This window comes from Catenulispora sp. GAS73, from assembly GCF_041262085.1.
Classification (GTDB): domain Bacteria; phylum Actinomycetota; class Actinomycetes; order Streptomycetales; family Catenulisporaceae; genus Catenulispora.
The window spans coordinates 146,367-168,768 of sequence record NZ_JBGCCM010000010.1 but is presented as its reverse complement, the minus strand read 5'-3'; the positions used below and the strand labels follow the sequence as shown (position 1 = coordinate 168,768).

Below are 22,402 nucleotides of genomic sequence, written 5' to 3'. Positions count from 1 at the left end.
CTCAGGCGGCTCCGACCGGTGGCGGCGTGCTGAGAACCTGCCCGAAGTAGTCGGTCGATCCAGTGCTCGTCTGGAACAGCTTCGCCAGGTCGAGGCCCTTGCCCGCGAGTGCGGCGCAGCCGGGGAGGACCGCGCGTGCCTCGGCGGGGGAGCCGATGTCGGGAAGCCGGCCTCCGCTGAAGCAGGGATCGACGGTCAGACCCGTGGGCTGGTCGGAGAGCCGCTCCTCGCCGGTCGCCGCGCGCCAGCCGGACAGGTTGGTGTACGTGGTGTTGGACCAGACCACGTACCACAGCCCGGAGGGGGCGTAGTAGTCGTTGCCTTGCAGGATGACGTGCGAGGTGGTGAGTGCGAGTACGGTGGCCACCGGTGAGCCGTCCGTGGCCAGGATGTTGTTGCGGACGGTGATGCCGCTCTGGCTCCCGCTCACCAGCAGTGCCGGGGCCTGCCCCCCGGTGCCGGTCATGATCACTGTGTTCTGGTAGACCTGCAGACCACTGACATACGTTCCGTAGACGGCCAGCCCGCCGTTCTGCGGCATCTTGCGGCCGTCGTTGTCGCTGATGTTGTAGCGGATCGTGTCGCCGGTGTAGAGGCCGGTGGGCGTGTCGGTGTAGACGTATATGCCGGGTCCGTCGTTGTGGAAGGCCAGGTCGTACTGGATCGTCGAGGACGAGACGTTGTCGTCCAGCCCGAACCCGGCGCCGTCGGCGAGGGAGGCGGTGTGGTTGTCGTACGCGGTGTCGTGCTCGATGACCACGCCGGTGGAGTCATACGTCCAGATCCCCACCGGTCCGTCATGTGCGAGGGCCGCCGAATTCGCGCCGTTGTCGTAGGCACTGGATCCGCTCACCTGCGCGCCTCGGACGCTGCCCAGGCTGATGCCGTTCCCGGTGCTGTGCGCGACGACCGAGGGGTCGCCGGGATTGCCGTACGCCTGCACCGCTTCGAGGTCGATGTTCTCGTGCGCGTACGCGGGGCGAGCTGCGTTGAAGGCCGGGCCGTACGTCTTCAGCCCGGCATCCTCGTTGCCGTGCAACCGCGCCTGGCGGACCGCCACGTCGGTGAAGCCGGTATCGCCGGCGGCGCCGATCGCGATACCCGTCTGGAAGTTGGAGACGTCGACGCCGGAGATGGTGACGTGGTTGGGCTTCGTCCCGCTGGCAAGGTCGCTGTAGAGGTTGACGCCGCTGCCGTGCGAGTAAGGCGCACCGATCCCGGTGATGGTGAGATCGCGGATGTCCACGCCGCCGGTGTCGTGCACGTCGATGCCGTCGCCGGACGACTGAAGAACGGCGTTTCCGGTGCCGTACGAACCGATCACCACGGGCTGTCCGGCGTTGCCCGCGTCGCCGGCCGCCACCTTGAGAGTGCCGGAGAAGCGGGCCCCGCCCTGAAGCAGGATCTGGTCCCTGGGTCGGAGCTGCACCTTCTGGACGCGCGCCAGGGACTGCCATGCCGTGCCGGCCGAGGTACCGGAGGCGCTGTCCTGGCCGCTCGGGCTGATGTAGTACGTGTGCGCCGACGGCGCGTAGTGGGGCAGACCGGAGCAGGCGCTCGCGGCGATCGCCAGGCCCACCGCGGCGACGGCCCACGGCACGACGTGGGCGAACCCGGTGGCGGCCGTCGACCGGGACACGGCGATCAGGCCTTCACGAATTCCGGGCGGACGCGCCGCGGGGCCCGCTCCGGCTGCCGGGGCTGGTCGGCGAACCACGCGACGGTGCGCTCCAAGCCCTCCTCGATGGAGATCGCCGGAGACCAGCCGAGTTGTTCGCGGGCTCGGGCTATCACGGGCTGCCGGTGGGTCGGGTCGTCGGTGGGCAGCGGGCGGTACTCGATCCGCGAGCGCGAGCCGGCGGCTTCCAGGACGAGGTCTGCCAGTTCGCGGACGGTGTGCTCACGGGGGTTGCCGAGGTTGACCGGGCCGTCGCAGCCGCTGTCGGCCATCGCCGTGAGACCTCGGACGAGGTCGTCGACGTAGCAGAAGCTGCGCGTCTGGCTGCCGTCGCCGTAGATCGTCAGGGGGCTGCCCTCCAGCGCCTGCCGGATGAAGGTGGACACCACGCGGCCGTCGTGCGGCCGCATCCGCGGGCCGTAGGTGTTGAAGATCCGGACGATGCCGACGTTCAAGGCGCGGCTGCGCCGGTACGCGGAAGCCAACGCCTCCGCATAGCGCTTGGCCTCGTCGTAGACACTGCGCGGGCCGATCGGGTTGACGTTGCCCCAGTACTCCTCGGGCTGGGGGTGGATCGCGGGTTCTCCGTAGACCTCGCTGGTGGAGGCGAGCAGGAAGCGCGCGCCGTGCCGCAGCGCCAGGCGGAGGGCATTCTCCGTTCCCTGACTGCCGACCGCCAGCGTTTCCAGCGGCAGCCGGTCGTAGTCCGGCGGTGAGGCGGGGCTGGCGAGATGGGCCACGACGTGCACGGGCGCCGGAACGTCGAATGGTGCTGTCACGTCGGCGCGGACAGGTCGGAAGCGGGGATGGCCGCACAAGTGGGCGGTGTTCTCCGGGCTGCTGGTGGAGAAGTTGTCCAGACACCAGACCGTGTCGCCTCTGCGTAGCAGGGCTTCGCAGAGATGGGCGCCCAGGAATCCGCCTCCTCCGGTCACGACTACATGCATCGTTCTCCTCCTCGATCGGATGACAGCAACGGGGACAGCAACGGTCGGCCGGGCACGCGCACGGTCCAGCCGGCCGACCACCAGGGCTGCGGGTCCAGGCTGTTGCGGGCGTCCAGGAGCACGGGCTCGCGCACCACCTCGGCGAGCGCCGCGGGATCGAGCTCGCGGTACTCCTGCCACGGAGTCAGGTGCAGCACCAGATCGGCGTCCTCGCACACCTTGGGGATGTCCGAGGCGTAGGTGAGCTCCGGAAAGACGGCGCGCGCGTTGTCGAGGGCCTGCGGGTCGTGGACCAGGACTTCTGCCCCCTGCCGGTAGGCGGCCTCGGCGACCGCGAGGGCGGGCGAGTCGCGCACGTCGTCGCTGTCCGGTTTGAACGCGGCACCGAGGACTGCGACGCGGCGGCCTTCGAATGTCCCGCCGAGCAGCTCCCGTGCGCGGTCGACGGTGCGTTGCCGCTGCCTGAGGTTGATCCGGTCGATCTCGTGGAGGATCCGCACCGACTCGGCGGCCCCGAGCTCCGCGGCCCGGGCCGCGAAAGCCCGGATGTCCTTCGGGAAGCAGCTGCCGCCGAACCCCAGTCCGCTCTGCAGGAAGAGGGGGCCGATCCGCGGATCCGCGCCGAGCACCGCGGACAGGACCGTCACGTCCGCGCCGGCCGCGTCGCACACCTCTGCCATGGCGTTGATGAAGGAGATCTTGGTCGCGAGGAAGGCGTTCGCCGCCACCTTCACCAGCTCCGCGGTGGCCGGGTCGGTGCTGAAGAACGGGACCTTCGCGCGCAGCATCGGCGCGTAGACGGCGCGCAGGACCGCCTCGGCGCGCGCGGAGACGACTCCCACGACGAGTCTCGCGGGTCGCAGGGTGTCCTCGACCGCTGAACCCTCGCGCAGGAACTCCGGATTCCAGGCGACCTCGGTGCCGGGGGACGTCACGGCGAGCCGCGCGGCCAGCCGCGCCGCGGTACCGACCGGCACTGTGGACTTGCCCACCACCAGGCTGCCCGGACGCAGGTGCGGGGCCAGACCGTCCACGACGGCGTCGACGTACCGCAGGTCGGCGGCCTTGCTGTCCGGGCGTTGCGGGGTGCCGACGCAGATGAAGTGCGTGCTCGCGGTCGCGGCGGCCTCGGCCAGGGAGGTCGACAGCCGCAACCTGCCGGATGCCAGAGCCCGGGCGAGGATCTCGTCGAGGCCCGGCTCGTGGACCGGCGCTCGGCCCGCGGCCAGGGCGGAGATCCGTTCGGCGTCGACGTCGACGCCGAGAACCTCGTGCCCGATGTCGGCCATGCACGCGGCGTGCACCGCGCCGACGTATCCGGTCCCGATGACTGTGATCCTCATATCGCTGCTCCGATCCGCCTGTCCCTCGCCGACTGTTGCCGGACATAGCCATCAGGGTTGAGCCGCTGGAACCGCCAGGCGTCCCGGCACATGCCGGCCAGGTCGCGGGTGGGGCGCCAGCCCCACGCGCGCGCCACGGCGGTCGCGTCGGCGACCAGTTCGGGCACATCGCCCGGGCGACGGGACACGATCCGATAGGGGATCGGCCGGCCGCACGCGGCGCCGAACGCCGCGATGACCTCCAGAACCGACCGGCCCCTTCCGGCCCCGAGGTTGTACACGCGCATGCCCGGTCCGTCGGCGATCCGGTCCAGCGCGATCCGGTGGGCCCGAGCCGTGTCCACGACGTGGATGTAGTCGCGGACGGCGGTCCCGTCGGCCGTGGCGTAGTCGTCGCCGAACACGTCGATCCGCGCGAGCCGGCCGACGGCCACCTGAGCCAGGTACGGCATCAGGTTCGCGGGAACTCCGCGGGCGTCCTCGCCGAGCAGTCCGCTCGGGTGGGCGCCGACCGGGTTGAAGTACCGGAGGCTGGTCACCGTGAACTCCGGGCATCGGCGGCAGACGTCGGCGAGGATCTGCTCGCAGATCCACTTGGAAGCCGCGTAGGGATTGGTCGGCCGGGCCGGGGTGGCCTCGTCCAGCGGACCCCCTCCGGCGTCACCGTAGATCGAACAGGACGACGAGAAGACCAGCCGGTGCACCCCGTGCTCGTGCATGGTCCACAGCAGGTTCGTCGTGCCGCCGACGTTGGTGTCGTAGTACTGCGCCGGGCTCCGGGTCGATTCGCCGACCGCCTTCCGGGCGGCGAGGTGCACGACGGCGTTCACCTGGTGCCGGTCGAAGACGGCTGCCAGGGCCCGCCGGTCACAGACGTCCAGCGCGTAGACGGCGCCGACGCGGCGGCCGGTGAGTTTCCGGATGCGCGGGAAGACCTGCGAGGTGCTGTTGGAGAAGTCGTCGACGACGAGCACGTCGTAGCCGTGGCCGAGCAACGCGGCACACACGTGGCTGCCGATGAATCCAGCCCCTCCGGTGACGAGGACGGTTGTCATGGCATTCACCCGTGCAGAACGGCGAGCGCGTACGCCGGGTAGAGGGAGATGGCCGCGGCCAGGGGCAGCAGCGGCAGCGCCGACACAAACAGAGGGGTGCGGGCGGTGGCGAAGGCGCTGCGCAGCCGGGTGCCGGCCGCTTTGGCGGCTTCCCTGACGTGCAACGTCGCGACCACGATGCTGACCACCGTGTACACGCACGAGCCGAGGATGCACAGGAAGACGTATCCCACGGCCGGTCCGGTGAGCTCGCCGACCAGCGCGGACGCCGAAAGGCCGACCGCGATGGCGACGAACGGGACGACGAGGCCTTTGGGCAGAATCTCGTGTCCGGTGCGGTCCTTGGGGGTGACCTTGAAGTAGATGGGCCGGCGCAGCGTCTCCTGCACGATCGCCCCGAGCACGCCCCAGGCGACGTACGGCCAGCGCGCGAGCATGAACAGCCACAGCTCCCAGCTCAGGACCGGCGCGGTCCGCGGCCGCAGCAGCCCTCTGTGACGCAGCAGGAGCAGCAGCGCGAGCAGCCAGATCGTCATCGCCCACATGTGCCCGAGGAACGCGGCGTAGTTGACGCTCACCCAGACCCGGCCGGTCACCGCGGCGACGGCGGGCAGCGCGACGCCGGCGAGGGCCCCGAGCGCCAGCAGCGGGTAGTAGATCAGGACGATCGCGAACCGCACCTGCATCCGCAGCGGCAGCCGGTGCATGTGGCGGGGGATCATCCCGAACATCATGGCCACCAGGCTGCGCGACCACTGGTATTCCTGGGTGACCATGTCCGAGAAGGTCATGGGGCCCAGCCCGTGTGCCTCCGCGTCGATCGCGAAGACGCCCTGCCAGCCGGCCGAGTTGAGCAGGAACGTGGTGGTGAAGTCCTCGGCCAGGTCGGGCCCGAGGCCGCCGATCTCGCGCAGGGCCCGGGTGCGGACCCCGTAGTGGGACCCGATGCACACCGGGGCGAGCCGGTCGACGTGCCCCAGCTGGAACGGCCCGTGGAACGGGGCCTCCCGGTACAGCCGGCCCCGCGCCGCCCAGGAGTCCGCGGCGTTGGTGTCGCAGATGCTGGGCGCGGCGACGTAGCCGACGGCGGCGTCGGCGAAGGGCCGGACGACCTCGGCCAGGTAGCCGGGGCGCGGCTCGTGGTCGCAGTCGAGCTGGACGACGACGTCGTAGTCCCGGTACCCGCACCGGTCGTAGAAGTAGGCGAGATTGCCTTCCTTGCACTTGGTGCGCCGGGGCCAGGTGGTGCGGTTGTAGCCCTCGATCCCGCGCCGCGTGGACACGTGGATGCGGTGTGAGCGGCACCACTCGTCGATCTCGGGGGAGGGGTCCTCGTCGCAGAGCCAGACGTCGTAGCCGTAGGGGAAGTCCTGGTCGAGCATGGCCTCCAGCGTGCGGCGCGCCATCGACCATGGTTCCGAGGGGGCCCGGGTCACGGCGATGGCGAGCCGCAGGCGCGGGATCCCGGTCGCCGGGTCGACTTTGGGCAGCCGCGAGACCGCGAGCAGGAAGTAGCTGGCCTGACAGGTGAGGTAGAGCAACAGCAGGCTGGTCAGTACCAGTCCGGCCCAGGTCACCCGGTGCCCCGGCGCCAGCCACCACTGCCAGAACGCCACGAAGCAGACCACCCAGCCGGCGGCCAGCACCGCGATGGTGACCCGGTCGCGGGTGGTGAGCGTGGGGATCAGCGTCGATCGCGCGATTCTGGACCGGTGCGGCGGACGTGCGAAGAGCGGGCCGTGCGGGGTGATCCGGGCGACGCGGCCACCGGAGAGCTCCACGATCTGTGCCTGCAACGACGCGTAGGCGGCGGGGTCCGGCTTCTGCCGAGGCGTGGCCCGGCGCTTCCACTTCGCGGCGGCGGCGGTGAGCTTCATGACTCGCGCTCCATGGAGCGCGGATCCGAAGTCGCGACGTGCTCGGCGGACATCATGTTTTCACCTGGTTCTCGGCGGAGCGGATGCGCTGCCGTTGAGACCAGGCTCGACCGGGGATGTCCAGCGTGATTTAAGGCATCATCAATTTTTCCTCAAGATGCCGCTCATCCGGTGATCGCTTCTCCGGTCTGCTCCAGACGTGGTGGCGCGTCGGCAGTAGAGGAACTGTTGGATCTCCGGGAGCGCCTGTGGACTACTCGGCGCGTATTTCAGGCTGTGCTCTTCCAGGACCTCGAAACCGGCCTCGATCGTCAGCCGGCGCAACTGTTCCGGGAAGAAGCCGGAGACGTGCACCGACACCCCCAGGAACGGAATCGGCACGTCGTCCATGTCGGCTTCCACCATGGCCAGCGCGAGGCAGCCGCCCGGGCGCAGGACCCGGTGCAGCCGGCCCAGCGCACCGAGGATCTGCGCGCGCGGCAGCATGAGCAGCGAGAAGAACGCCACGGCGCCGTCGAACTCGCCGATGCCCGAGTCGATGCCCGAGCCGATCTCCGTGACGTCCGCCAGCCGGAAATCGGCCTGCGGAACATTCGCCCGCGCCAACTCCAGCATCACCGGAGAAATGTCGATGCCGGTGACCCGCGCACCGGCCGCGACCAGCTGGCGCGCCGTGGGGACCCCGGTGCCGCAGCCCACGTCGAGGACCCGCGCTCCCGGCTCCAGCCGCCCGATCAGCCACTGGCCGGCGGCGATCTGCCCCTCCTTGTGCGGGAAGGCCTCGTCATACCGCTCACCGATGAAGTCGAACGCGGCCGCCTGCGTCTCGCGGCGGTAGGCGCGCATCGCGCCCTCGAACTCGCCTGCCATCGGCGCGCCCTTCCCTGAACAACTCTGGTGCCTCCAATAGAGGGCTACGCCCGCGCGCCGCGCGCGGCAACTGCTGTCGGCCGCCTATACGCTGCCCAGGTCAGCACAGTCGCCATGGCTACCGTCCGGCCGCGCGAACCCGCCTCCTCCGTCGGTCGCGCGGACCCACCGAGCAGATCGACCGACCAGGGAGTCACCTCGCATGATCCGCGGCGTTGTTCGGCGCGGCCCGGCCCGGACCGGATACCGGCGCGCGGCGTCCGCCGCCGCGCCGATCCGGCCCGTCGGGAACACGCTGATCGCCCAGCCCGGCTCCGCATCCGGCATCCGGTTGATCGCGGTGGCCCTGAGCATCGCCGTGATCGCTGTGGCGGGCGTCGCCTCCGTCATCGCCGATTACCGCATCGCCGCGGCCGTCTGCCTGGTGCTCCTCGGCGGCTGCTCGCTCATCGCGCTCCGCTTCGCAGGGGCCTGGCGCGAGATCTGCCGCCGGTCCGCCGCCGACGTCGCAGACCTGCTCGACATCGTCGACGAGATCGGCGCGGTGGTCTGCGTACGCGAGGCCGGGGGCCGCTATCTCCTGGTCAACAGGCAGTTCGAGCAGTTGTACGGGGTCAGCCGCGAAGACGTCCTCGGACACCGCCACCAGGACCTCTTCCCGGCGGTGCCCGACACCGTCGGGGCCAACGATCGCAAGGCCCTGTTTCACGGCGCGCCGGTGCAGACGCAGGACACCGTCGACCAGATCGACGGCCCGCACACGTACTACACCGTCCGCCACCCGGTCACCGACCCCGACGGCCGCGTCTACGCCGTTTGCGGCATCTCCACCGACATCACCGACCTGATGCGCGCCGAGGAGGAGGTCCGACGCCTGGTCGCCAACCTTGAGCAGCGCGTCCATGACCGCACCGCCGAACTGGAAGCCTCGACCCGCGACATCGACACGTTCACCTACTCTGTGTCCCACGACCTGCGCGCCCCGTTGCGCGCCATCGCCGGATTCTCCGAGATCTTGCTGGAGGACCACGCCGAGCAGCTCGACTAGGTCGGCCGCGACTATCTCGACCGGGTACACGCCGCGACCGGGCGGATGACCGGCACGATCGACGCCCTGCTCGACCTGTGCTACGCCGGACGCGGGGAGCTGCGGCGCAGCCGGTTCGATCTCGGCGACGTGGCCCGCGACATCGTGGCCGACCTGCGCGCGGCCGAGCCGGAGCGCCGGGTCGAGACCGTCATCGAGCCGATGCCGGTGGCCGGGGATCCCGCTCTGCTCGGCCTGGTCATGCAGAACCTGCTTTCCAACGCGTGGAAGTTCACCTCCGAGCGGGGCGACGCGCGTATCAGTGTCGGAATGCGTGAGTATCAGGGCGTCCCGGCGTTCTATGTCGAGGACGACGGCGCGGGATTCGACATGCACGACGCCGACAAACTCTTCGCCCCCTTCCAGCGTCTGCACAGCGCGGCCCGGTTCCCCGGCACCGGCATCGGGCTGGCCGTCGTCGAGCGTGTCGTCGGCCGACACGGCGGTCGCGTCTGGGCGGAGAGTACGGCCGGGAACGGCGCGACGTTCTACTTCACGCTCGGTGCCGACGTCGAGTGAATCCGAACGGTCCCCGGGCCGAGGGGTCAGTTCGGATCCGGCGGCTCGATGCCGAGCACCTCGGCGAGCGCGCGCAGCAGGGTGGCGGCCGTGAACGGTTTGCGGATCAGGGACAATCCCGCCGGGAGCACGCCGTCCGCTGACGCGGCGCCCGCCGAGTACCCGGACATCACGAGCACGGGCAGGTCCGGCACCCGCGCCCGGGCGGCCTCCGCCAGTTCGATGCCCGACATCCCGGCCATCACCAGATCGGTCAGCAGCGCGTCGATCCGACGGTCGGACTGCTCGACGACACTGAGCGCGTCGGCGGGGGAGGCCGTGCAGATGGCGTGATAGCCGTGGCGGCGCACCATCGTGCCGACCATCTCCCGCACCGCGCCGTCGTCCTCGACCACCAGTAGCGTGCGGCCCTGTCCGCTCGGCGGAGCGGGTGCGGGCACCGCGGCCGGCTCGGCGGGGCCGACGGCTGCGGGCAGGTAGACGCTCACCACGGTGCCCGCGCCCGGCCGCGAATCGATGCGGATCTCGCCGCCTGCCGCCTTGACCACTCCGTAGGCCGAGGACAAGCCCAAGCCGGTGCCGTCGCCGGCGCCCGCGGTGTAGTAGGGCTCGAAGGCGTGCTCGCGGACGGTTTCCGACATGCCGACTCCGGTGTCGATCACTCGGAGCCGGATTGCCGGGCCAGGTGTGAGGTGCGCGCCCGGCGCGTCTTTGGTGCCGCCGGTGCCGGTCCCGGGCGGCGTGGTCGGTGTGCCGGGTGCGCCCGGCTTGTCTGGCTTCTTCGGTATGTCGACATTATCGGTCTCCACGACCAAGCGGCCGCCGTGCGGCATGGCGCGGCGCGCGTTGGCCAGCAGGTTGAGCAGCAGCCGTTCGAGCTCGCTGCGGTCGATCGCCACCGGGCGCAGGCCCGGGTCGAGGCGGGTGCGGATCTCGACGTCCTCGCCGATCGCGCGGCGCAGCACGCGCTCGGTGTCGGCGATGACTTCGTTCGCGTCCAGGACCTCGGGGCGCGGCGGCTCGTGCCGGCTGAAGGCCAGAAGCTGCCGGGTCAGGTCCGCGCCGCCGGCGGCCAGGTCGCGGATCAGCTCCATGCCGGGGCGGTGCGGGCTGTCGCCGGGCAGTTCGGCCAGCGCCAGGTCGGTATTCCCGAGGATGACCGCGAGCAGGTTGTTGAAGTCGTGCGCGATCCCGCCGACCAGCCGGCCGAGGGAGTCCAGTCGCTCGGCCTGCCGCAGCCGGTCGCGCAGGGCGTCGGCGCGCATCCGGTCGCTGATCTCCCGCAGGACCCCCTCGACGGCCACGACGCGCCCGGACTCGTCGCGGCGCGTCACCGCCCGCTGCTCGGTCCAGGCCTCGGTGCCGTCCGGCCGACACCAGCGCACGACCAGCGGCTGCGTGTCCGCGGCGTGCCAGGTGGCCGCCAGCGGCAACCGGTCCTCCGGGGCGACGAGGGCGAAGAGCGGGCCCGGGTCGCCGCACAGCTGCTCCGGGGCCCGGCCGAGCACCGCGCCCGCGGCCGGGCTGAGGTACTCGACCTCGTCGGCCGGGTGGATGCGGAAGCGGAACATCACGTCCGGCGAGTGGTCGGCGAACAGGCGGAAGCGCTGCTCGCTGCGCCGCAGCGCCGCCTCGGCCGCCCGGCGCTCGGCCCGGTCCGCGGCCTGCTCCAGCTCCCGCCGCACCGCCGGCGCGAGCCGCGACAGTCGGTCCTTGAGCACCACGTCGTGCGCCCCCGCGCGCATCAACTCCGCCGCGGACTCCTCCCCGATCCGTCCGCTGACCACGATGAACGGCACGTCCAGGCCGCTGGCGCGCAGCACCCGCAGCGCGCTTTCCGCGCCGAAGCCGGGGATGAAGTAGTCCGAGACGATCAGATCGGGCGGCCGCAGCCGCAGCGCGAGCGCGGCGTCCTCGGCCGTCTCGACGCGTTCGTAGGCGGCCGCCAGCCCGTCCCGGCGCAGGCGCCGCACGATCAGCAGCGCGTCGTCCTCGCTGTCCTCACAGATCAGGAGCCTGATTCCGGGCGCAATTCCAGGCGCGGCCGTCGAGGCGGTTCGCTGGCGCATCGCTTCCGCCTAGTCGGAACGGACAGGCACAAATCATTTCCATGCTGTACCGCCACTACCAGCGCCGCAACTTCTTGAGCAGATTTTGATCAAGACCAGAGCTGACCTTGCGGCAGCACTCGGATCCTGGGGCCAGGAAGAAGGAAAGGCGAGGCACACGATGGCCGGAGAGGCCCCATCGCAGACCGGCGACGAGCCGCTGAGCCGCGCGCACCTCTCCCGCCTGCGCGCCGAAGTAGGCGACGCGACCCTGCGCCGCTACGCCCAGGCCTACCTCGACCTGCTCCCCGAGCGCCTCAACCGCATCGGCCAGGCGATAGAAGCCGACGACACCGCCGAAGCCGAGCGCGTGATAGTAGACCTCCAAATCAGCAGCAGAATGCTCGGCACCCGCCGCCTGGCCACGACCCTCACCGCACTCCAGTCCTCACTGCACACCGGACTCATCCCGAGCACCGTGCAACTCGCCCGCGTACGCACCGAAGCAGCCCTGGTAGCCGCGACGGTGCGCGCGGCGATGGATCTGGACGGCCTCGACGGCCTCGACGGCCTCGATGACCTCGAACGCCCGGATCACTCCGCGCCGGCGGATTGACGCGGTCCCGAGCTGCGCTTGACGCCCGCCGGCCTGCCGCCCGCCAGCTCCGGCTTGCCTGGTCGCCAGCGCCGGCCCGTTCTCTGGCTCTGGCTTGCCTGTTCGCCGGCCCAGTCCGCCGCCGACAGTTCCAGCTTGCTGTCTGCTGACCTCGGCCCGCCTGCCGGCCTGCCGGCCTGCCCGTCGGCTCCGGCCCAGCTCGCCGCCCGCTGCCCGCCAGCTCCGGCTCGGCTCGCTGCTTGCGGCCCGCGCGCCCCCAGCCGGGCTCGACCTCTCGCCGCGTCCCGCAGCGTCCCGCCGCACCCCGCCGCGTTCAGCCGTGGTTCGGGTCAGCGGGCGCCGAGCCCCCGAAGCGGTAGCCCACGCCGCGCACGGTGTGCACCCAGCGGGCCTGGCGGCCGGTGTCGCCGAGCTTGTGGCGGAGGTTCGCGATGTGGACGTCGATCACGTGGTCGTCGCCGGGCCAGTCGGTGTGCTGGACGCGGCGGGCTAGGGTGTCGCGCTCCCATACCCGGTGCGGGTGGCTCAGGAGGGCGGCCAGCAGGTCGAACTCGGTGCGGGTCAGGGCCACCGGGGATCCGTCGAGGGTGACCTCGCGGCTCTCTCGGTCCACCTCCAGTCCGTCGAAGCGGAGCACCGTGGCGTCCTGGTTCCCGGCGCCAGGATCCGTCAGCCGTGGACGCCGGAACATCGCGCCCACGCGAGCCCGCAGTTCCCGCGGCGAGAAGGGCTTGACCATGTAGTCGTCCGCGCCGACTTCGAGGCCGATCAGGCGGTCGGCCTCTCCGTGACGCGCGGTCAGCACGATCACGTACGCGTTCGAGATCGCGCGCAGTTGCCGGCACACCTCTATCCCGTCGATGTCCGGGAGCGTCAGATCCAGCGTCACCAGATCGGGGCACAACCCCCGCGCCGCCTCCAGCCCACGGGCACCGGTGTCCACACCGGTCACGTCGAACCCGGCCTGCCGCAGCGTGTCGCACAGCAACAAGCAGATGTCCGCGGCGTCCTCGATCACCAGCGCGCGCCGCCGGCCGTCCGGGGCCGAACCCGTCAACGCGCTCGCCCAACCGATGCGCCTGGCTGCTCCAACTCGTCGAGCATCGCGCCCAACCGGCTCGCGCTCGCCATCACCACCCGCAGCACCCGCGTCTGCTCATCGTTGACCGGCCCGAGCTCGCCCTCGGCCAGCATCTCCAGATACCCCACCACGCAGGTCAGCGGATTGCGCAGCTGGTGCGAAAGCGCACACAGCAGCTCGGTCCCGTCCGTCGCCATCGGGCGCAGCGCCTCGACCAGGACCAGCGTCGCACGCGGCCCGGCTCCGTTCGCGTCGGCGGGCAGCACAAGCGCGGCCCGCTGCAAATCGCCCACTTGACCAGGCTAATTCCAGCTCGGCCAACCAGCCACCCGGGCGCGCCCTAAAGGCATCACGCCCGGAATCAGAACCGTGACACAGCGCGCACCCTATGTAAGAATAATACGTATGAAAGACGTACGCGTGACTCTGGCCGTGGCCACCGTGCTCCGGATCTTCCTCCAGGACCCCGTCGAGGCGCGATACGGCTACGACCTCATGCAGCTCACCGGCTATCCCAGCGGGAAGCTCTACCCCATCCTGGCGCGGCTCGAAGCGGCCGGCTGGCTGTCCAAAGAGGTCGAGCACGTCGACCCCGCGACCGCCGGACGCCCCGCGCGCCGTCACTACCGGCTCACCGGCGAGGGCCTCGTGGCGGCTCGCCGTGAACTGGTGCGTGTGAACGAGCAGGTGCGGTTCCAGCCAGGCGCGAACCCCGCCCCGCACCCCGCAGCAGGCACGACATGAGTGCGCTCGCGGCAGCAGTCGCCGCGACTGCGGCGGGGATCATCGGTTTGGTGCTGGCCGATGTCGTCACCAGAGAGTTTCGGACCCGCCTGGACAAGCTGCCGGCGACAGTCATCCGCGTCGCCGTAGTGCGGGCGCCACGGCCACTCCGGACGGAACTGCACGACGAGTGGCGCGCTGAGCTCAACGAAATCCTGCGCGGCCGCGAAGCGCTCCCCCTCACCCGGCTGTGGATCGGCACCCGCTACGCGCTCGGCCTGCTCCGGTCGAGCCGGACGATCGGCCGCACGCTGAGTCTGACCAGTGCTGTCGATCCGCTGTCGGCTCTGCTGTCAGGGGCTTCCTACTCTGACGCCGAGCAGGACATGCTGCGCCGGGCATATCAGGTCGCTGCAGAGTGGCACCAAGACCAATGGCGCCGCAGCGGGGATCCCCACGTGACGCATACCGTTGCGGTAGCCCGGATCCTGGCGGACCTCGGCATGGACGCCACCTGCGTCTGCGCTGGGCTACTCCACGATCTACCGTCCAGAACGGATCGCCCCACGGATCGAGTGCTCGCTGAGTTCGGCGTAGAAGTCGCCGCGATCATCCGCGACGTCATCGCGCTCGACTCGGTGACCGAGCCCTCGATCACAGCGCTCGTGGAGTCCACGGAGCGCCGCGTCCTGGCCCTCAAGCTGGCCGACCGGCTGCACAACATGCAGACGATCGAGTTCATGAAGGTGGAAAAGCAGAGACAGAAGAGCCGCGAAACCCTATGGCTCTTCGCTCCTCTGGCGGGTCGTATCGGCTTCGACCGCCTCCAGAACGAACTCGAAGATCTCGCGGTGTCCACGCTCGTCCGGACCAGGTGAGGCCCCGCCTCGTGACGCGGACAAGCCCAGCCCGGCGTCCGGGCTGAGCGTCCTCCATCAGGATCGGACCCGCGTATCAGGCCGGCGCGTCAGCGCACCCCGTTGTCGATCTGTGCCATGGACGGGCTGCTCCCGCCGGCCATGACCAGCGGCGTCGGCGTGACCCCGGTGCCGGTCACGAACGTGCCGAGGTGGCTGTTGATGTCGTCCCACACGGCCACGACACCGCCGCCGGCCGCCGGAGCGATCGAGGGGCTCGTGCCGGCCAGGAACTGGGCGTTGGTCCCGGTGACCGCGCCGGTCGAGGACAGCGTCCGGATCGTGCCGTCCGAGCCTCCGAAGGCGATGACGGTCTGGTTGCCGGACAGGGTGGTCATCGCCGGGCTGCTGCCGGTCGCCATGGTCTGTCCGGTCGCGAAGGTCTGCGCCGTGGTCGAGTCGGTCGTGCGCAGCGTGTGGTCCGGGGCCTGGTAGGCGATGCGGTAGGAGTCGCCGCCGACGACGAAGGTGATCGCCGGGCTGGTGCCGGGCGCCACCGGGGCGGTGTAGCCGCCGAAGCCGAGGACCGGGTCGAAGACGGACAGCTTGCCGTTCTGGCCGACGTACGCGACCGCGACACCGGACCTGGTCAGGGTCGCGGACGGGCTGGTGCCCGGCGCCATCGGCAGCTTGAGGCTGGCGGCGCCGGTCTGGGACCGGTAGAGCCACAGCTGGCCGGTGTTCGCCTGGAAGGCGACGGCGAAGTTCGTGCCGCCGGTCGTGGTGATGCTCGGGCTGGTCCCGGCGGCCATGCCGAGGCCGAGGTCGGTCGCGGTGCCCGCCGAGTCGACGATCCACAGGTCCCCGTTCGTGCCCTGATACGCCCCCTCGTAGTCCTGGCCCACGTTGTACAGGCTCGGGTTCGTCCCGCTCATGACGTGCAGGCCGCTGCTCGCGGTGATGCTGTTCGTCTCCGCCTTCGTCTCGGTGCCCGAGCTGTCGGCGAACCCGACCGCACCGCCGGCCAGGCCGTTGACCACCGGCGGCGGCGGGTTCACCGTGGTCGACTGCTGGTCGAGCTGGGTCTGGCCGAGCCGGGTGGCGACGTCGAGGGTCCAGACGGCGGTGCCGGCCTGCGTCGGGGTGACCGTGCGGCTGCCGGACGCGCTGACCTGCTCGGGGCTGTCGAAGCCCGGACCCGACATCAGCACGCTGGTGATGGCCGGATTGCAGCCCGTGAGACCGCGCGTGGTCCATTGGACGGTCACCTGGCCGCCGAGCGTGATGCTGACCGGAGCCAGGTTGATGTTGCCGACCGGGTCGCAGGGGGAGTCGGCGGGTGTCGCCGCGGCCCTGGTCGCCGCGTCGGCGGGCCCGACCGTCGCGGCCAGACCGCCGAGCGCGAGGGCCAGCACGGCGGCTGCCCCGGCCAGGCGGGATCCGGCGCGGGCGGTTCGTGACTTGCTCATGGGATTGGTTCTCCTCGGAAGTCCGGATCGAGCCGCAGCGGGTGTCGCCGCGGCGTCGTCTTCACGGTCTCCCGGAGCACTGATTCGGGACTGAAACGTTGCTGAAACCGAGCGGCGGATCCGCGCGGATCCGACGGATCCGCACGAGCGCTGGATTCACCGAGGAAGCGTTGCGCGAATCGCGTTGTCGACCATGGCTTCGAAATCGTCCGCGGCCCGTTCCTCGTCTGTGAGATCGCGGACGCGGGCTAGAGCGGGGAAGAGCTGGGCGTCGAAGTCGCGGATCACCCGTTGCCGCTGTGTGTCTTCACGCGGCTTGTGCTGGTGCCTGTCCAGGAGTTCCCCGACGGTGAGGTACCAGCAGGCTCGGAAGGCGGTCAGGGCTTCGCCCGGGGACAGGCCCGCCCGCAGGAAGTCGTCCAGGCAGGCGTTGTTGAACGCCAGCGCGGCTTCGGCGTTGAGTTCGCCGCGGATGAGGATGTGCAGGACCCATACACAGTCGGCCAGGTAGTCGTGCGCGCCGACGAATCGGTGGCGCAGCCTGTCCTGCGGTGTTGTGCCCGGGACCTGTACCGGCAGGCCTGACGCGATCTGCTCCAGGATCGCCACCAGGAGTGCGTCCCGGTCCGCGACGTGGCGGTAGAGCGATGCGGCAGCTGTGTTCAGCTCGGCGGCGACGGTGCGCATCGTCAGTGCGTCGAGGCCGTCGCGCTCGATCACCCGGCGGCCGGCGGCGACGACGATGTCGGGGGTCAGGCCCGGGCGCGGCCGGCGGGGCCCGTAGCGACCCGGGCTCGCGGGGTCGACTGCTTCGATCACGGCGTCCATCCTGGCAGGTCTCGCTCCGGGTCTTGCCCGCTCTCTTAGTTAGGGTTACCTTACGCGTACAACGTTCGCATCGGAGGGGTCCCATGAGTGTCGTCGATGAGCAGCCGGCCGGTGTCCGTGCCGCATCCGAACCGCCGGCGCGGGCCGGCCTCGTGCTCGGTGTCGCGTGTCAGTGCCAGTTGATGGTCGTGCTCGACATCAGCGTGGTGAACGTGGCCCTGCCACGGATCGGCGCCGATCTCGGGTTCGCGCCGGGGTCGCTGTCCTGGGTGGTCAACGCCTACACGCTCGTGTTCGGCGGGCTGCTGCTGCTCGGCGGCCGGATCGCGGATCTGGTCGGGCACCGCCGCACACTGGTCGTGGCCCTGGCCGCGTTCGGGCTCGCCTCGGTGCTCGGCGGGCTGGCGACCAGCCCGGGCGAGCTGATCGCCGCTCGCGGCGGGCAGGGCCTGGCCGCCGCGGTCCTGGCGCCGGTGACCCTCACGGTCATCCTGGTCACGTTCCCGGAGGGCCCGGCCCGGCGGCGCGCGATCGCCGTCTGGTCGATGGTCGCCGCGGCCGGCAGCGCGTTCGGGGTGCTGCTCAGCGGCGTGCTGACCGAGTACCTGGACTGGCGGTGGGTGCTGTTCGTCAACGTGCCGATCGTCGCCCTCGCGCTGCCGCTCGCCCTGGCCGGCGTGCGCGATCTGCGGCGGCCCGGCACCGGGCGGCTCGACGTGGTCGGGGCGGTGCTGGTCACGGCGTCGATGACGCTTCTGGTCCTGGCGACCGTCTACGCCGGCGAGCACGGCTGGAGCGGCGTCACGACCCTGCTAGGACTGATCGGATCCGTCGTCTCGGCGGCCGGATTCGTGTTCTGGGAGCTGCGGGTCGCCTCGCAGCCCTTGCTACGGTTCGGGATCTTCCGCGTCCGCACGGTGTGGGTGGCCGACCTGATCGTGGTCTTCATCGGCGCGGCGACCCTCGGCGGCTTCTACTTCGCCTCGCTCTTCCTGCAGGAGGTGCTGCACTACAGCCCGGTCAAGGCCGGCGCGGCCTTCCTGCCCTTCTGCGCCGGGATCGTCGTCGGCAGCTTCACCAGCGCGAAGCTGGCGGCGCGTTTCGGTAACCGCGTCCTGCTCTCGGCCGGGTCGCTGCTGGGCGCCGCGGGCATGCTCGGGTTCGCTCTGCTCGACACGGGTTCCACCTTCTGGTCGTTCCTCGTGCCCTCGCTGGTGGCCTCGGTCGGTATCGGCACGTGCATGGTCGCCAACACCGCGATGGGGACCTCCGGCGTCGCCCCGCAGGAAGCCGGGCTCGTCAGCGGGCTGCTCAACACCAGCCGCCAGGTCGGCGCCAGCGTCGCGCTCGCGGTGCTGACGACCGTCGCGGTGAGCACGACCCACCACGACAACAGTCTCCAGGCATTGAGCCGCGGCTACAGCCACGCCTTCGCGGTCGCCGGCAGCTTCGTGCTGGTCGCCGCGCTCGTGGCCGTGCTGTTCGTCCCGGGGCGGCCGACGGCTGTCGCCGCCGACTGACCCCGGTACGGGTCGCCGGCTCGGGATGCCCCCCGGTCCGGGCCGCCAGTCCGGGCCGGCGACATGTACCTCCCCTGGGCCCGACCTGCGAGCAGCCCGGGGCCGGCGGCCAGCACACCGGCTCCGACCAGTCCGCCACGCAGCAGCGACCGGCGACCCGTGGTGAGCTTCCGGAACCATTCGTGTTGTTCGGCCATTGACAGGCCGGCAGCCTGTTCCGGCAGCTTCGGTGACCCGGCCTCCGAGTCGGCGAGGGGCAGCGGCGCCCGGGTCGCCCGAGGTCACCGGTCGGCGTCGACGGAAGGACTCATCGGGTCGAGGACGGCCCAGTGCTCGACCAGCTGCCCGTCCTGGAAGCGGATGACGTCCATCACCCGGAACTCGATGAGCTCGCCCGACGGCGGCGCGCCGAACCAGGGCCCGGTGTGCCGGCCGCGGAACATCTTGTGGGTGGCCACCAGGGCGCCGTCGCCGACGCAGTGCAGGATCTCGATCCGCAGGTCGGAGAAGGCCTCGTGCAAGGCGGTCATGAAGTCGTGGACCCCGGGTAGGCCGTCGCGCTGGCCCGGGCCGATGGTGCGGTTCCGGAAGCCGGGATGCACGAGCTCGTCGATCAGCTGTAGCCGGCCCGCTTCTTGCACCTGCTCGATGAAGAACCGCATGCGCTCCACGTTGGACTCTTGACTGCCCACGCAGCACCGCCTTTCCCTCCGGCCGACAGGACGCAATCATGTATATCGCAGCGTCCGTGCTCGCTGAACCAGAGTGACTACGAGTGCTGCGAAGTCTGCGAACAAGCGGCTTCGGCTTCGGCGTCGGGTCCGGCTTCGGCCGCGGCCATGTCCGCCGCCCGGACCCACCGGATGGATCCGTTGGCGATGGTGCGCACCAATGCCAGAGGCGTGCAGCACAGTCCGTTCAGATCCGGCAGGTCCCGCGGCACGGTACCGGGATCAGGGGCGCGGCCCGCGGCCAGCACCACGACGCCGAGGTCCTTGGCCTCGCCGACCCATACCAGGTCGTCGACTTCGAACTCGGCCATGCTTCTCGCTTCTCCCTCGCCCGGGTGACTTCGCGGCGCCCAGCCCGCACCCCCCGGCCGGGCCGGACGCCGTGCCAGCAGTAGTCCCACGCGAGCAGGTGACCGCGCATCATCCTGTGCGGCTCATCACCCGGGTGACGGCTGGCACGTTTTGCGGTGGCGTGTTCGGCCCATTCGCCGGACGCTCCACCGCCGAGCTGCGATCCTGGATTCCGGAACAGTCGAACACACCGAGGTCCGTGTCAGGAGACGTATATGCAGACATCGCCCCGTCATGGGACGAGGTCTATCGGAAGCTCTGCCGTGCCGCCCGCAGCCGGTGACGAACCAGGTGAGGAATCCGGCGGCGAGCGGTGGCGCGCGCCGGTCGTCGTCCGGCCGGTGGCCCGGCCGGATCTGCTGGCCTGGGTCAACGCCGGTCCCGCCAAGGTGGTCTGCGTCGTCGCCGGCGCGGGCTGGGGCAAGTCGACGCTGATCGACCAGTGGCGGACCGACCCCGGCCGGGCGGTGCCGCTGGCGGTGATGAACGCCGACCGGTGGACGGCGGACCCGGTGGAGTTCCTGTCCCGGATCGTGGCGGCCTTGGCCGCCGCCGCACCCGGCCCGGAGTGGGAGGTCGCGGCGCGGCTGCTCGGCCGGCAGAACCCGGACATGGACGGCGCCGTGCTCCCGGCGCTGTGCCGGGCCTTCGCCGGGACCGGCCCGGTCGCCCTGGCCATCGACGACCTGCACCTGGTCACCAACCCGGCCTGCCACGTGGTGCTGGCGGCGCTGATCGACCGGATGCCGGCGGGCAACCGGTTCCTGCTGGCTTCGCGCAAGACCGTGCCCCTGGCCCTCGGGCGGCTGCGGGCCGCCGGGCGCCTGGTGGAGCTCGGTCCCCGGCAGCTGAGCCTGGACGTGGGCCAGGTCGCCGAGCTGATCGCCGCGGCCACCGGGACGGCGCCCGCCGAGGACGTCGTGACCGGGATCCTGCAGGTGACCGAGGGCTGGGGCGCCGCGGTCTTCCTGGCCGCGCGTCTGCTGCGGGACTCCTCCGCGCCGGATCTGGTCCTGGCCCGGCTGGCCTCCGCCCACGGGCACGTGGCCGAGCTGTTCGCCGAGGAGGTCCTGTCCGGCCTGACCGCCGACCAGGCCAGGACGCTGACCCGGTCGGCGGTGTTGGACCGGTTCAGCTCCGCGATGGTCCAGGCGGTCGCCGGCGGCGAGCTGCCGCTGGCCGAACCGGGCGCGGTCGGAGAGCTGTTCCTGGTCCCGCTGGACATCGACGGCCGATGGTTCCGTCATCACCACCTGCTCCAGGCGGTTCTCCAGCGGCGCCTGGAGCAGGCCGAGCCCGCGGAGGTACCCGCCCTGCACCGGCGGGCCGCCGAGTGGCTGCGGCACGACGGCCGGCCCTCCGAGGCCATCGGTCACGCCCTGGCGGCCGGCGACGCCCCGGTCGCCGCCGAGCTGATCGGAGCCGGGTACCCGGTGTTGCTCAACACCGGACGCCGGGAGACCGTCTTGGCCTGGCTGAAAGGGCTGGGGGAGGAGGCCATCGCGGCGAACGCCCCGGCCGCGATCGCCGCGGCCTGGACGGCGGCGCTGGGCGGCGACCGGGCGGCGGTCGGCCAGTACCTGGCCGCCGCCGAGCGCGCCGGGTATCCCGGTCCGCTGCCGGACGGCACCCGATCCCTGGAATCCGCCATCGCCATGGTGCGCGCGATGTTCGGGTTCGACGGCTTCGCGGTCATGGCCGAATCCGCCCGGGCGGCCGCCGAGTGGGAGAACGACGCGACCAGCCCCTGGCACGCGATGGCGTGTCTGACTCTCGGCCACGTCCACTACCTGTCCGGCGAGCCGCAGCAGGCGATGACACACCTGGAGGCGGGTTTCTCGGCCCAGGCCGCCATGCCGTTGATCCGCATCGGGGCCAGTGCGCTGCTCGCCCTGTGCCACCACGACCTCGGCCACCCCGACCAGGCCGAGCAGCTGGCGGAGGTCGCCGACCGGCTCGTCGCCGACTATGCCCTGCAGGGCAGCCCGCAAGCCGCGCTCGTCCCGGCGGCCCGTGCCGTCATCGCCGCCGGCCGCGCCGACTTCGCCGCCGCCGCGGAACTGCTGGCCACCGCCCACACGCAGCGCCAGTCGGTCCCGGGGATAAGCCCGTGGCCCGACGTGCTCATCCTCGTCCTGCACGCGCGCGTCCGCATCGCCGCCGGCGACCACAAGGCAGCCAACCAGCTGCTGGACGACGCCGAGGCCCTCGTGCGCCGGCTGCCGGACGCCCAGGGCCCGCACCTGGAGCGCATCGACCACCTGCGCCGGCGATCCCACGCCGCGGCGAGGAGGCCGGATCCGCTGGAGCCTCTGTCCGCGGCCGAGGTCGCGCTGGTGCAGGTCCTTCCGACCCGGTTGACGCTCGTCGAGATCGCCCGCGAACGCGGCGTGTCGATCAACACCGTGAAGACGCAGGCGCGCGCCGTCTACCGCAAACTCGGCGCCGACGGACGGGACAGCGCCGTGGAGATCGCGCGGCGGCAAGGGCTCATACCGTGAGGTATGGCGGCGCCGCGAGATCGATAATGGCCGGGGGCATTCCGGGAACCCCCTTAATGGTAAATGTGGAATTCCCCGCGGCGAGTGTTCCGGTGATATCCACGCCTCGCCTCAAGGGCCGGGTCGACACTGATTCTTGATATACCGACCTTGACAACGGTCGCAACGATGGCATCCGGTCCGGATCAACACTCGGCGACCATCGCTCCGGGATGACCCCCTGATCGCTATACGCGTGGCGGCGGCGGCCGATACATTTGCAGTGTCGAGCGCGACCGCGGAGTGCTGAACTCCGCAGTCT

The 22,402-nt window shown here is 71.1% G+C and carries 20 protein-coding genes; 7 read left to right on the top strand and 13 right to left on the bottom strand.

Annotated features, from left to right (window positions below):
* Position 1: 1 nt before the first annotated feature.
* The 6 genes from ABH935_RS17365 to ABH935_RS17340 form a co-directional block, all read right to left on the bottom strand.
* Positions 2–1,639, bottom strand: a complete 1,638-nt coding sequence (locus ABH935_RS17365) for a right-handed parallel beta-helix repeat-containing protein (protein WP_370378923.1) — start codon at positions 1,637–1,639, stop codon at positions 2–4.
* 5 nt (positions 1,640–1,644) lie between these two features.
* A complete protein-coding gene (locus tag ABH935_RS17360; protein ID WP_370378922.1) occupies positions 1,645–2,625 on the bottom strand; it encodes a UDP-glucuronic acid decarboxylase family protein in 981 nt (326 codons plus the stop codon).
* Positions 2,616–3,968 (bottom strand): UDP-glucose/GDP-mannose dehydrogenase family protein, encoded by a 1,353-nt coding sequence (locus tag ABH935_RS17355; protein WP_370378921.1) that lies wholly within the window; start codon positions 3,966–3,968, stop codon positions 2,616–2,618. The genes ABH935_RS17360 and ABH935_RS17355 overlap by 10 nt, the downstream gene beginning before the upstream one ends.
* On the bottom strand, positions 3,965–5,023 hold the full coding sequence (gene galE, locus ABH935_RS17350; RefSeq protein ID WP_370378920.1) for a UDP-glucose 4-epimerase GalE: 1,059 nt from the start codon (positions 5,021–5,023) through the stop codon (positions 3,965–3,967). Before galE ends, ABH935_RS17355 begins: the two co-directional genes overlap by 4 nt.
* Before the next feature lie 5 nt (positions 5,024–5,028).
* Positions 5,029–6,900 carry a glycosyltransferase family 2 protein gene (locus ABH935_RS17345; RefSeq protein WP_370378919.1) on the bottom strand — a complete coding sequence of 624 codons (1,872 nt, stop codon included), beginning with the start codon at positions 6,898–6,900 and terminating at the stop codon, positions 5,029–5,031.
* Positions 6,901–7,041: 141 nt separating this feature from the next.
* Positions 7,042–7,746, bottom strand: coding sequence for a class I SAM-dependent methyltransferase (locus tag ABH935_RS17340; RefSeq protein WP_370378918.1), 705 nt, complete (start codon positions 7,744–7,746; stop codon positions 7,042–7,044).
* Between the two features lie 226 nt (positions 7,747–7,972).
* Here ABH935_RS17340 and ABH935_RS17335 point away from each other — a divergent pair, with 226 nt between their 5' ends.
* Positions 7,973–8,818, top strand: a complete 846-nt coding sequence (locus tag ABH935_RS17335) for a PAS domain-containing protein (RefSeq protein ID WP_370378917.1) — start codon at positions 7,973–7,975, stop codon at positions 8,816–8,818.
* Positions 8,819–8,863: 45 nt separating this feature from the next.
* Positions 8,864–9,376 (top strand): ATP-binding protein, encoded by a 513-nt coding sequence (locus tag ABH935_RS17330; RefSeq protein WP_370378916.1) that lies wholly within the window; start codon positions 8,864–8,866, stop codon positions 9,374–9,376.
* A 26-nt stretch (positions 9,377–9,402) separates the two neighbouring features.
* Here the strand turns inward: ABH935_RS17330 and ABH935_RS17325 are convergent, their stop codons facing one another.
* Positions 9,403–11,445 carry a response regulator gene (locus ABH935_RS17325; protein WP_370378915.1) on the bottom strand — a complete coding sequence of 681 codons (2,043 nt, stop codon included), beginning with the start codon at positions 11,443–11,445 and terminating at the stop codon, positions 9,403–9,405.
* 160 nt (positions 11,446–11,605) lie between these two features.
* Between ABH935_RS17325 and ABH935_RS17320 the strand changes: the two genes are divergently transcribed.
* Positions 11,606–12,040, top strand: coding sequence for a hypothetical protein (locus ABH935_RS17320; protein ID WP_370378914.1), 435 nt, complete (start codon positions 11,606–11,608; stop codon positions 12,038–12,040).
* A 313-nt stretch (positions 12,041–12,353) separates the two neighbouring features.
* Here ABH935_RS17320 and ABH935_RS17315 read toward each other — a convergent pair whose 3' ends face one another.
* Together ABH935_RS17315 and ABH935_RS17310 are read right to left on the bottom strand one after the other, a co-directional pair.
* Positions 12,354–13,097: a response regulator transcription factor gene (locus ABH935_RS17315; protein ID WP_370378913.1), complete on the bottom strand. Its 744-nt coding sequence runs from the start codon at positions 13,095–13,097 to the stop codon at positions 12,354–12,356.
* Positions 13,094–13,414: a histidine kinase dimerization/phospho-acceptor domain-containing protein gene (locus ABH935_RS17310; protein ID WP_370378912.1), complete on the bottom strand. Its 321-nt coding sequence runs from the start codon at positions 13,412–13,414 to the stop codon at positions 13,094–13,096. Before ABH935_RS17310 ends, ABH935_RS17315 begins: the two co-directional genes overlap by 4 nt.
* Positions 13,415–13,526: 112 nt before the next feature.
* Between ABH935_RS17310 and ABH935_RS17305 the strand changes: the two genes are divergently transcribed.
* The gene (locus ABH935_RS17305; protein ID WP_370378911.1) at positions 13,527–13,865 is read left to right on the top strand and encodes a PadR family transcriptional regulator; all 339 of its coding nucleotides are present in this window, start codon (positions 13,527–13,529) and stop codon (positions 13,863–13,865) included.
* Positions 13,862–14,722, top strand: a complete 861-nt coding sequence (locus ABH935_RS17300) for an HD domain-containing protein (RefSeq protein ID WP_370378910.1) — start codon at positions 13,862–13,864, stop codon at positions 14,720–14,722. Before ABH935_RS17305 ends, ABH935_RS17300 begins: the two co-directional genes overlap by 4 nt.
* Before the next feature lie 89 nt (positions 14,723–14,811).
* Here ABH935_RS17300 and ABH935_RS17295 read toward each other — a convergent pair whose 3' ends face one another.
* Positions 14,812–16,170, bottom strand: a complete 1,359-nt coding sequence (locus tag ABH935_RS17295) for a hypothetical protein (protein ID WP_370378909.1) — start codon at positions 16,168–16,170, stop codon at positions 14,812–14,814.
* 156 nt (positions 16,171–16,326) lie between these two features.
* Positions 16,327–16,989 (bottom strand): TetR/AcrR family transcriptional regulator, encoded by a 663-nt coding sequence (locus ABH935_RS17290; RefSeq protein WP_370378908.1) that lies wholly within the window; start codon positions 16,987–16,989, stop codon positions 16,327–16,329.
* A 92-nt stretch (positions 16,990–17,081) separates the two neighbouring features.
* Here ABH935_RS17290 and ABH935_RS17285 point away from each other — a divergent pair, with 92 nt between their 5' ends.
* Positions 17,082–18,518: an MFS transporter gene (locus ABH935_RS17285; protein WP_370378907.1), complete on the top strand. Its 1,437-nt coding sequence runs from the start codon at positions 17,082–17,084 to the stop codon at positions 18,516–18,518.
* Positions 18,519–18,799: 281 nt separating this feature from the next.
* Here ABH935_RS17285 and ABH935_RS17280 read toward each other — a convergent pair whose 3' ends face one another.
* Both ABH935_RS17280 and ABH935_RS17275 read right to left on the bottom strand, forming a co-directional pair.
* Complete coding sequence (locus ABH935_RS17280; protein ID WP_370378906.1) at positions 18,800–19,210, bottom strand: ester cyclase; 411 nt, start codon at positions 19,208–19,210, stop codon at positions 18,800–18,802.
* Between the two features lie 77 nt (positions 19,211–19,287).
* Positions 19,288–19,560 (bottom strand): hypothetical protein, encoded by a 273-nt coding sequence (locus tag ABH935_RS17275; RefSeq protein ID WP_370378905.1) that lies wholly within the window; start codon positions 19,558–19,560, stop codon positions 19,288–19,290.
* A gap of 303 nt (positions 19,561–19,863) precedes the next feature.
* Between ABH935_RS17275 and ABH935_RS17270 the strand changes: the two genes are divergently transcribed.
* A complete protein-coding gene (locus tag ABH935_RS17270; protein WP_370378904.1) occupies positions 19,864–22,101 on the top strand; it encodes a hypothetical protein in 2,238 nt (745 codons plus the stop codon).
* The last annotated feature ends 301 nt before the right edge of the window (positions 22,102–22,402 follow it).

What these genes read in the sequence shown, in the direction of transcription:
- ABH935_RS17295 (WP_370378909.1), bottom strand. Translation starts at nt 16,170, where the DNA reads ATGAGCAAGTCACGAACCGCCCGCGCCGGATCCCGCCTGGCCGGGGCA.
- ABH935_RS17325 (WP_370378915.1), bottom strand. Translation starts at nt 11,445, where the DNA reads ATGCGCCAGCGAACCGCCTCGACGGCCGCGCCTGGAATTGCGCCCGGA.
- galE (WP_370378920.1), bottom strand. Translation starts at nt 5,023, where the DNA reads ATGACAACCGTCCTCGTCACCGGAGGGGCTGGATTCATCGGCAGCCAC.
- ABH935_RS17300 (WP_370378910.1), top strand. Translation starts at nt 13,862, where the DNA reads ATGAGTGCGCTCGCGGCAGCAGTCGCCGCGACTGCGGCGGGGATCATC.
- ABH935_RS17285 (WP_370378907.1), top strand. Translation starts at nt 17,082, where the DNA reads ATGAGTGTCGTCGATGAGCAGCCGGCCGGTGTCCGTGCCGCATCCGAA.
- ABH935_RS17355 (WP_370378921.1), bottom strand. Translation starts at nt 3,968, where the DNA reads ATGAGGATCACAGTCATCGGGACCGGATACGTCGGCGCGGTGCACGCC.
- ABH935_RS17320 (WP_370378914.1), top strand. Translation starts at nt 11,606, where the DNA reads ATGGCCGGAGAGGCCCCATCGCAGACCGGCGACGAGCCGCTGAGCCGC.
- ABH935_RS17330 (WP_370378916.1), top strand. Translation starts at nt 8,864, where the DNA reads ATGACCGGCACGATCGACGCCCTGCTCGACCTGTGCTACGCCGGACGC.
- ABH935_RS17345 (WP_370378919.1), bottom strand. Translation starts at nt 6,900, where the DNA reads ATGAAGCTCACCGCCGCCGCCGCGAAGTGGAAGCGCCGGGCCACGCCT.
- ABH935_RS17335 (WP_370378917.1), top strand. Translation starts at nt 7,973, where the DNA reads ATGATCCGCGGCGTTGTTCGGCGCGGCCCGGCCCGGACCGGATACCGG.
- ABH935_RS17360 (WP_370378922.1), bottom strand. Translation starts at nt 2,625, where the DNA reads ATGCATGTAGTCGTGACCGGAGGAGGCGGATTCCTGGGCGCCCATCTC.
- ABH935_RS17340 (WP_370378918.1), bottom strand. Translation starts at nt 7,746, where the DNA reads ATGCGCGCCTACCGCCGCGAGACGCAGGCGGCCGCGTTCGACTTCATC.
- ABH935_RS17275 (WP_370378905.1), bottom strand. Translation starts at nt 19,560, where the DNA reads ATGGCCGAGTTCGAAGTCGACGACCTGGTATGGGTCGGCGAGGCCAAG.
- ABH935_RS17305 (WP_370378911.1), top strand. Translation starts at nt 13,527, where the DNA reads ATGAAAGACGTACGCGTGACTCTGGCCGTGGCCACCGTGCTCCGGATC.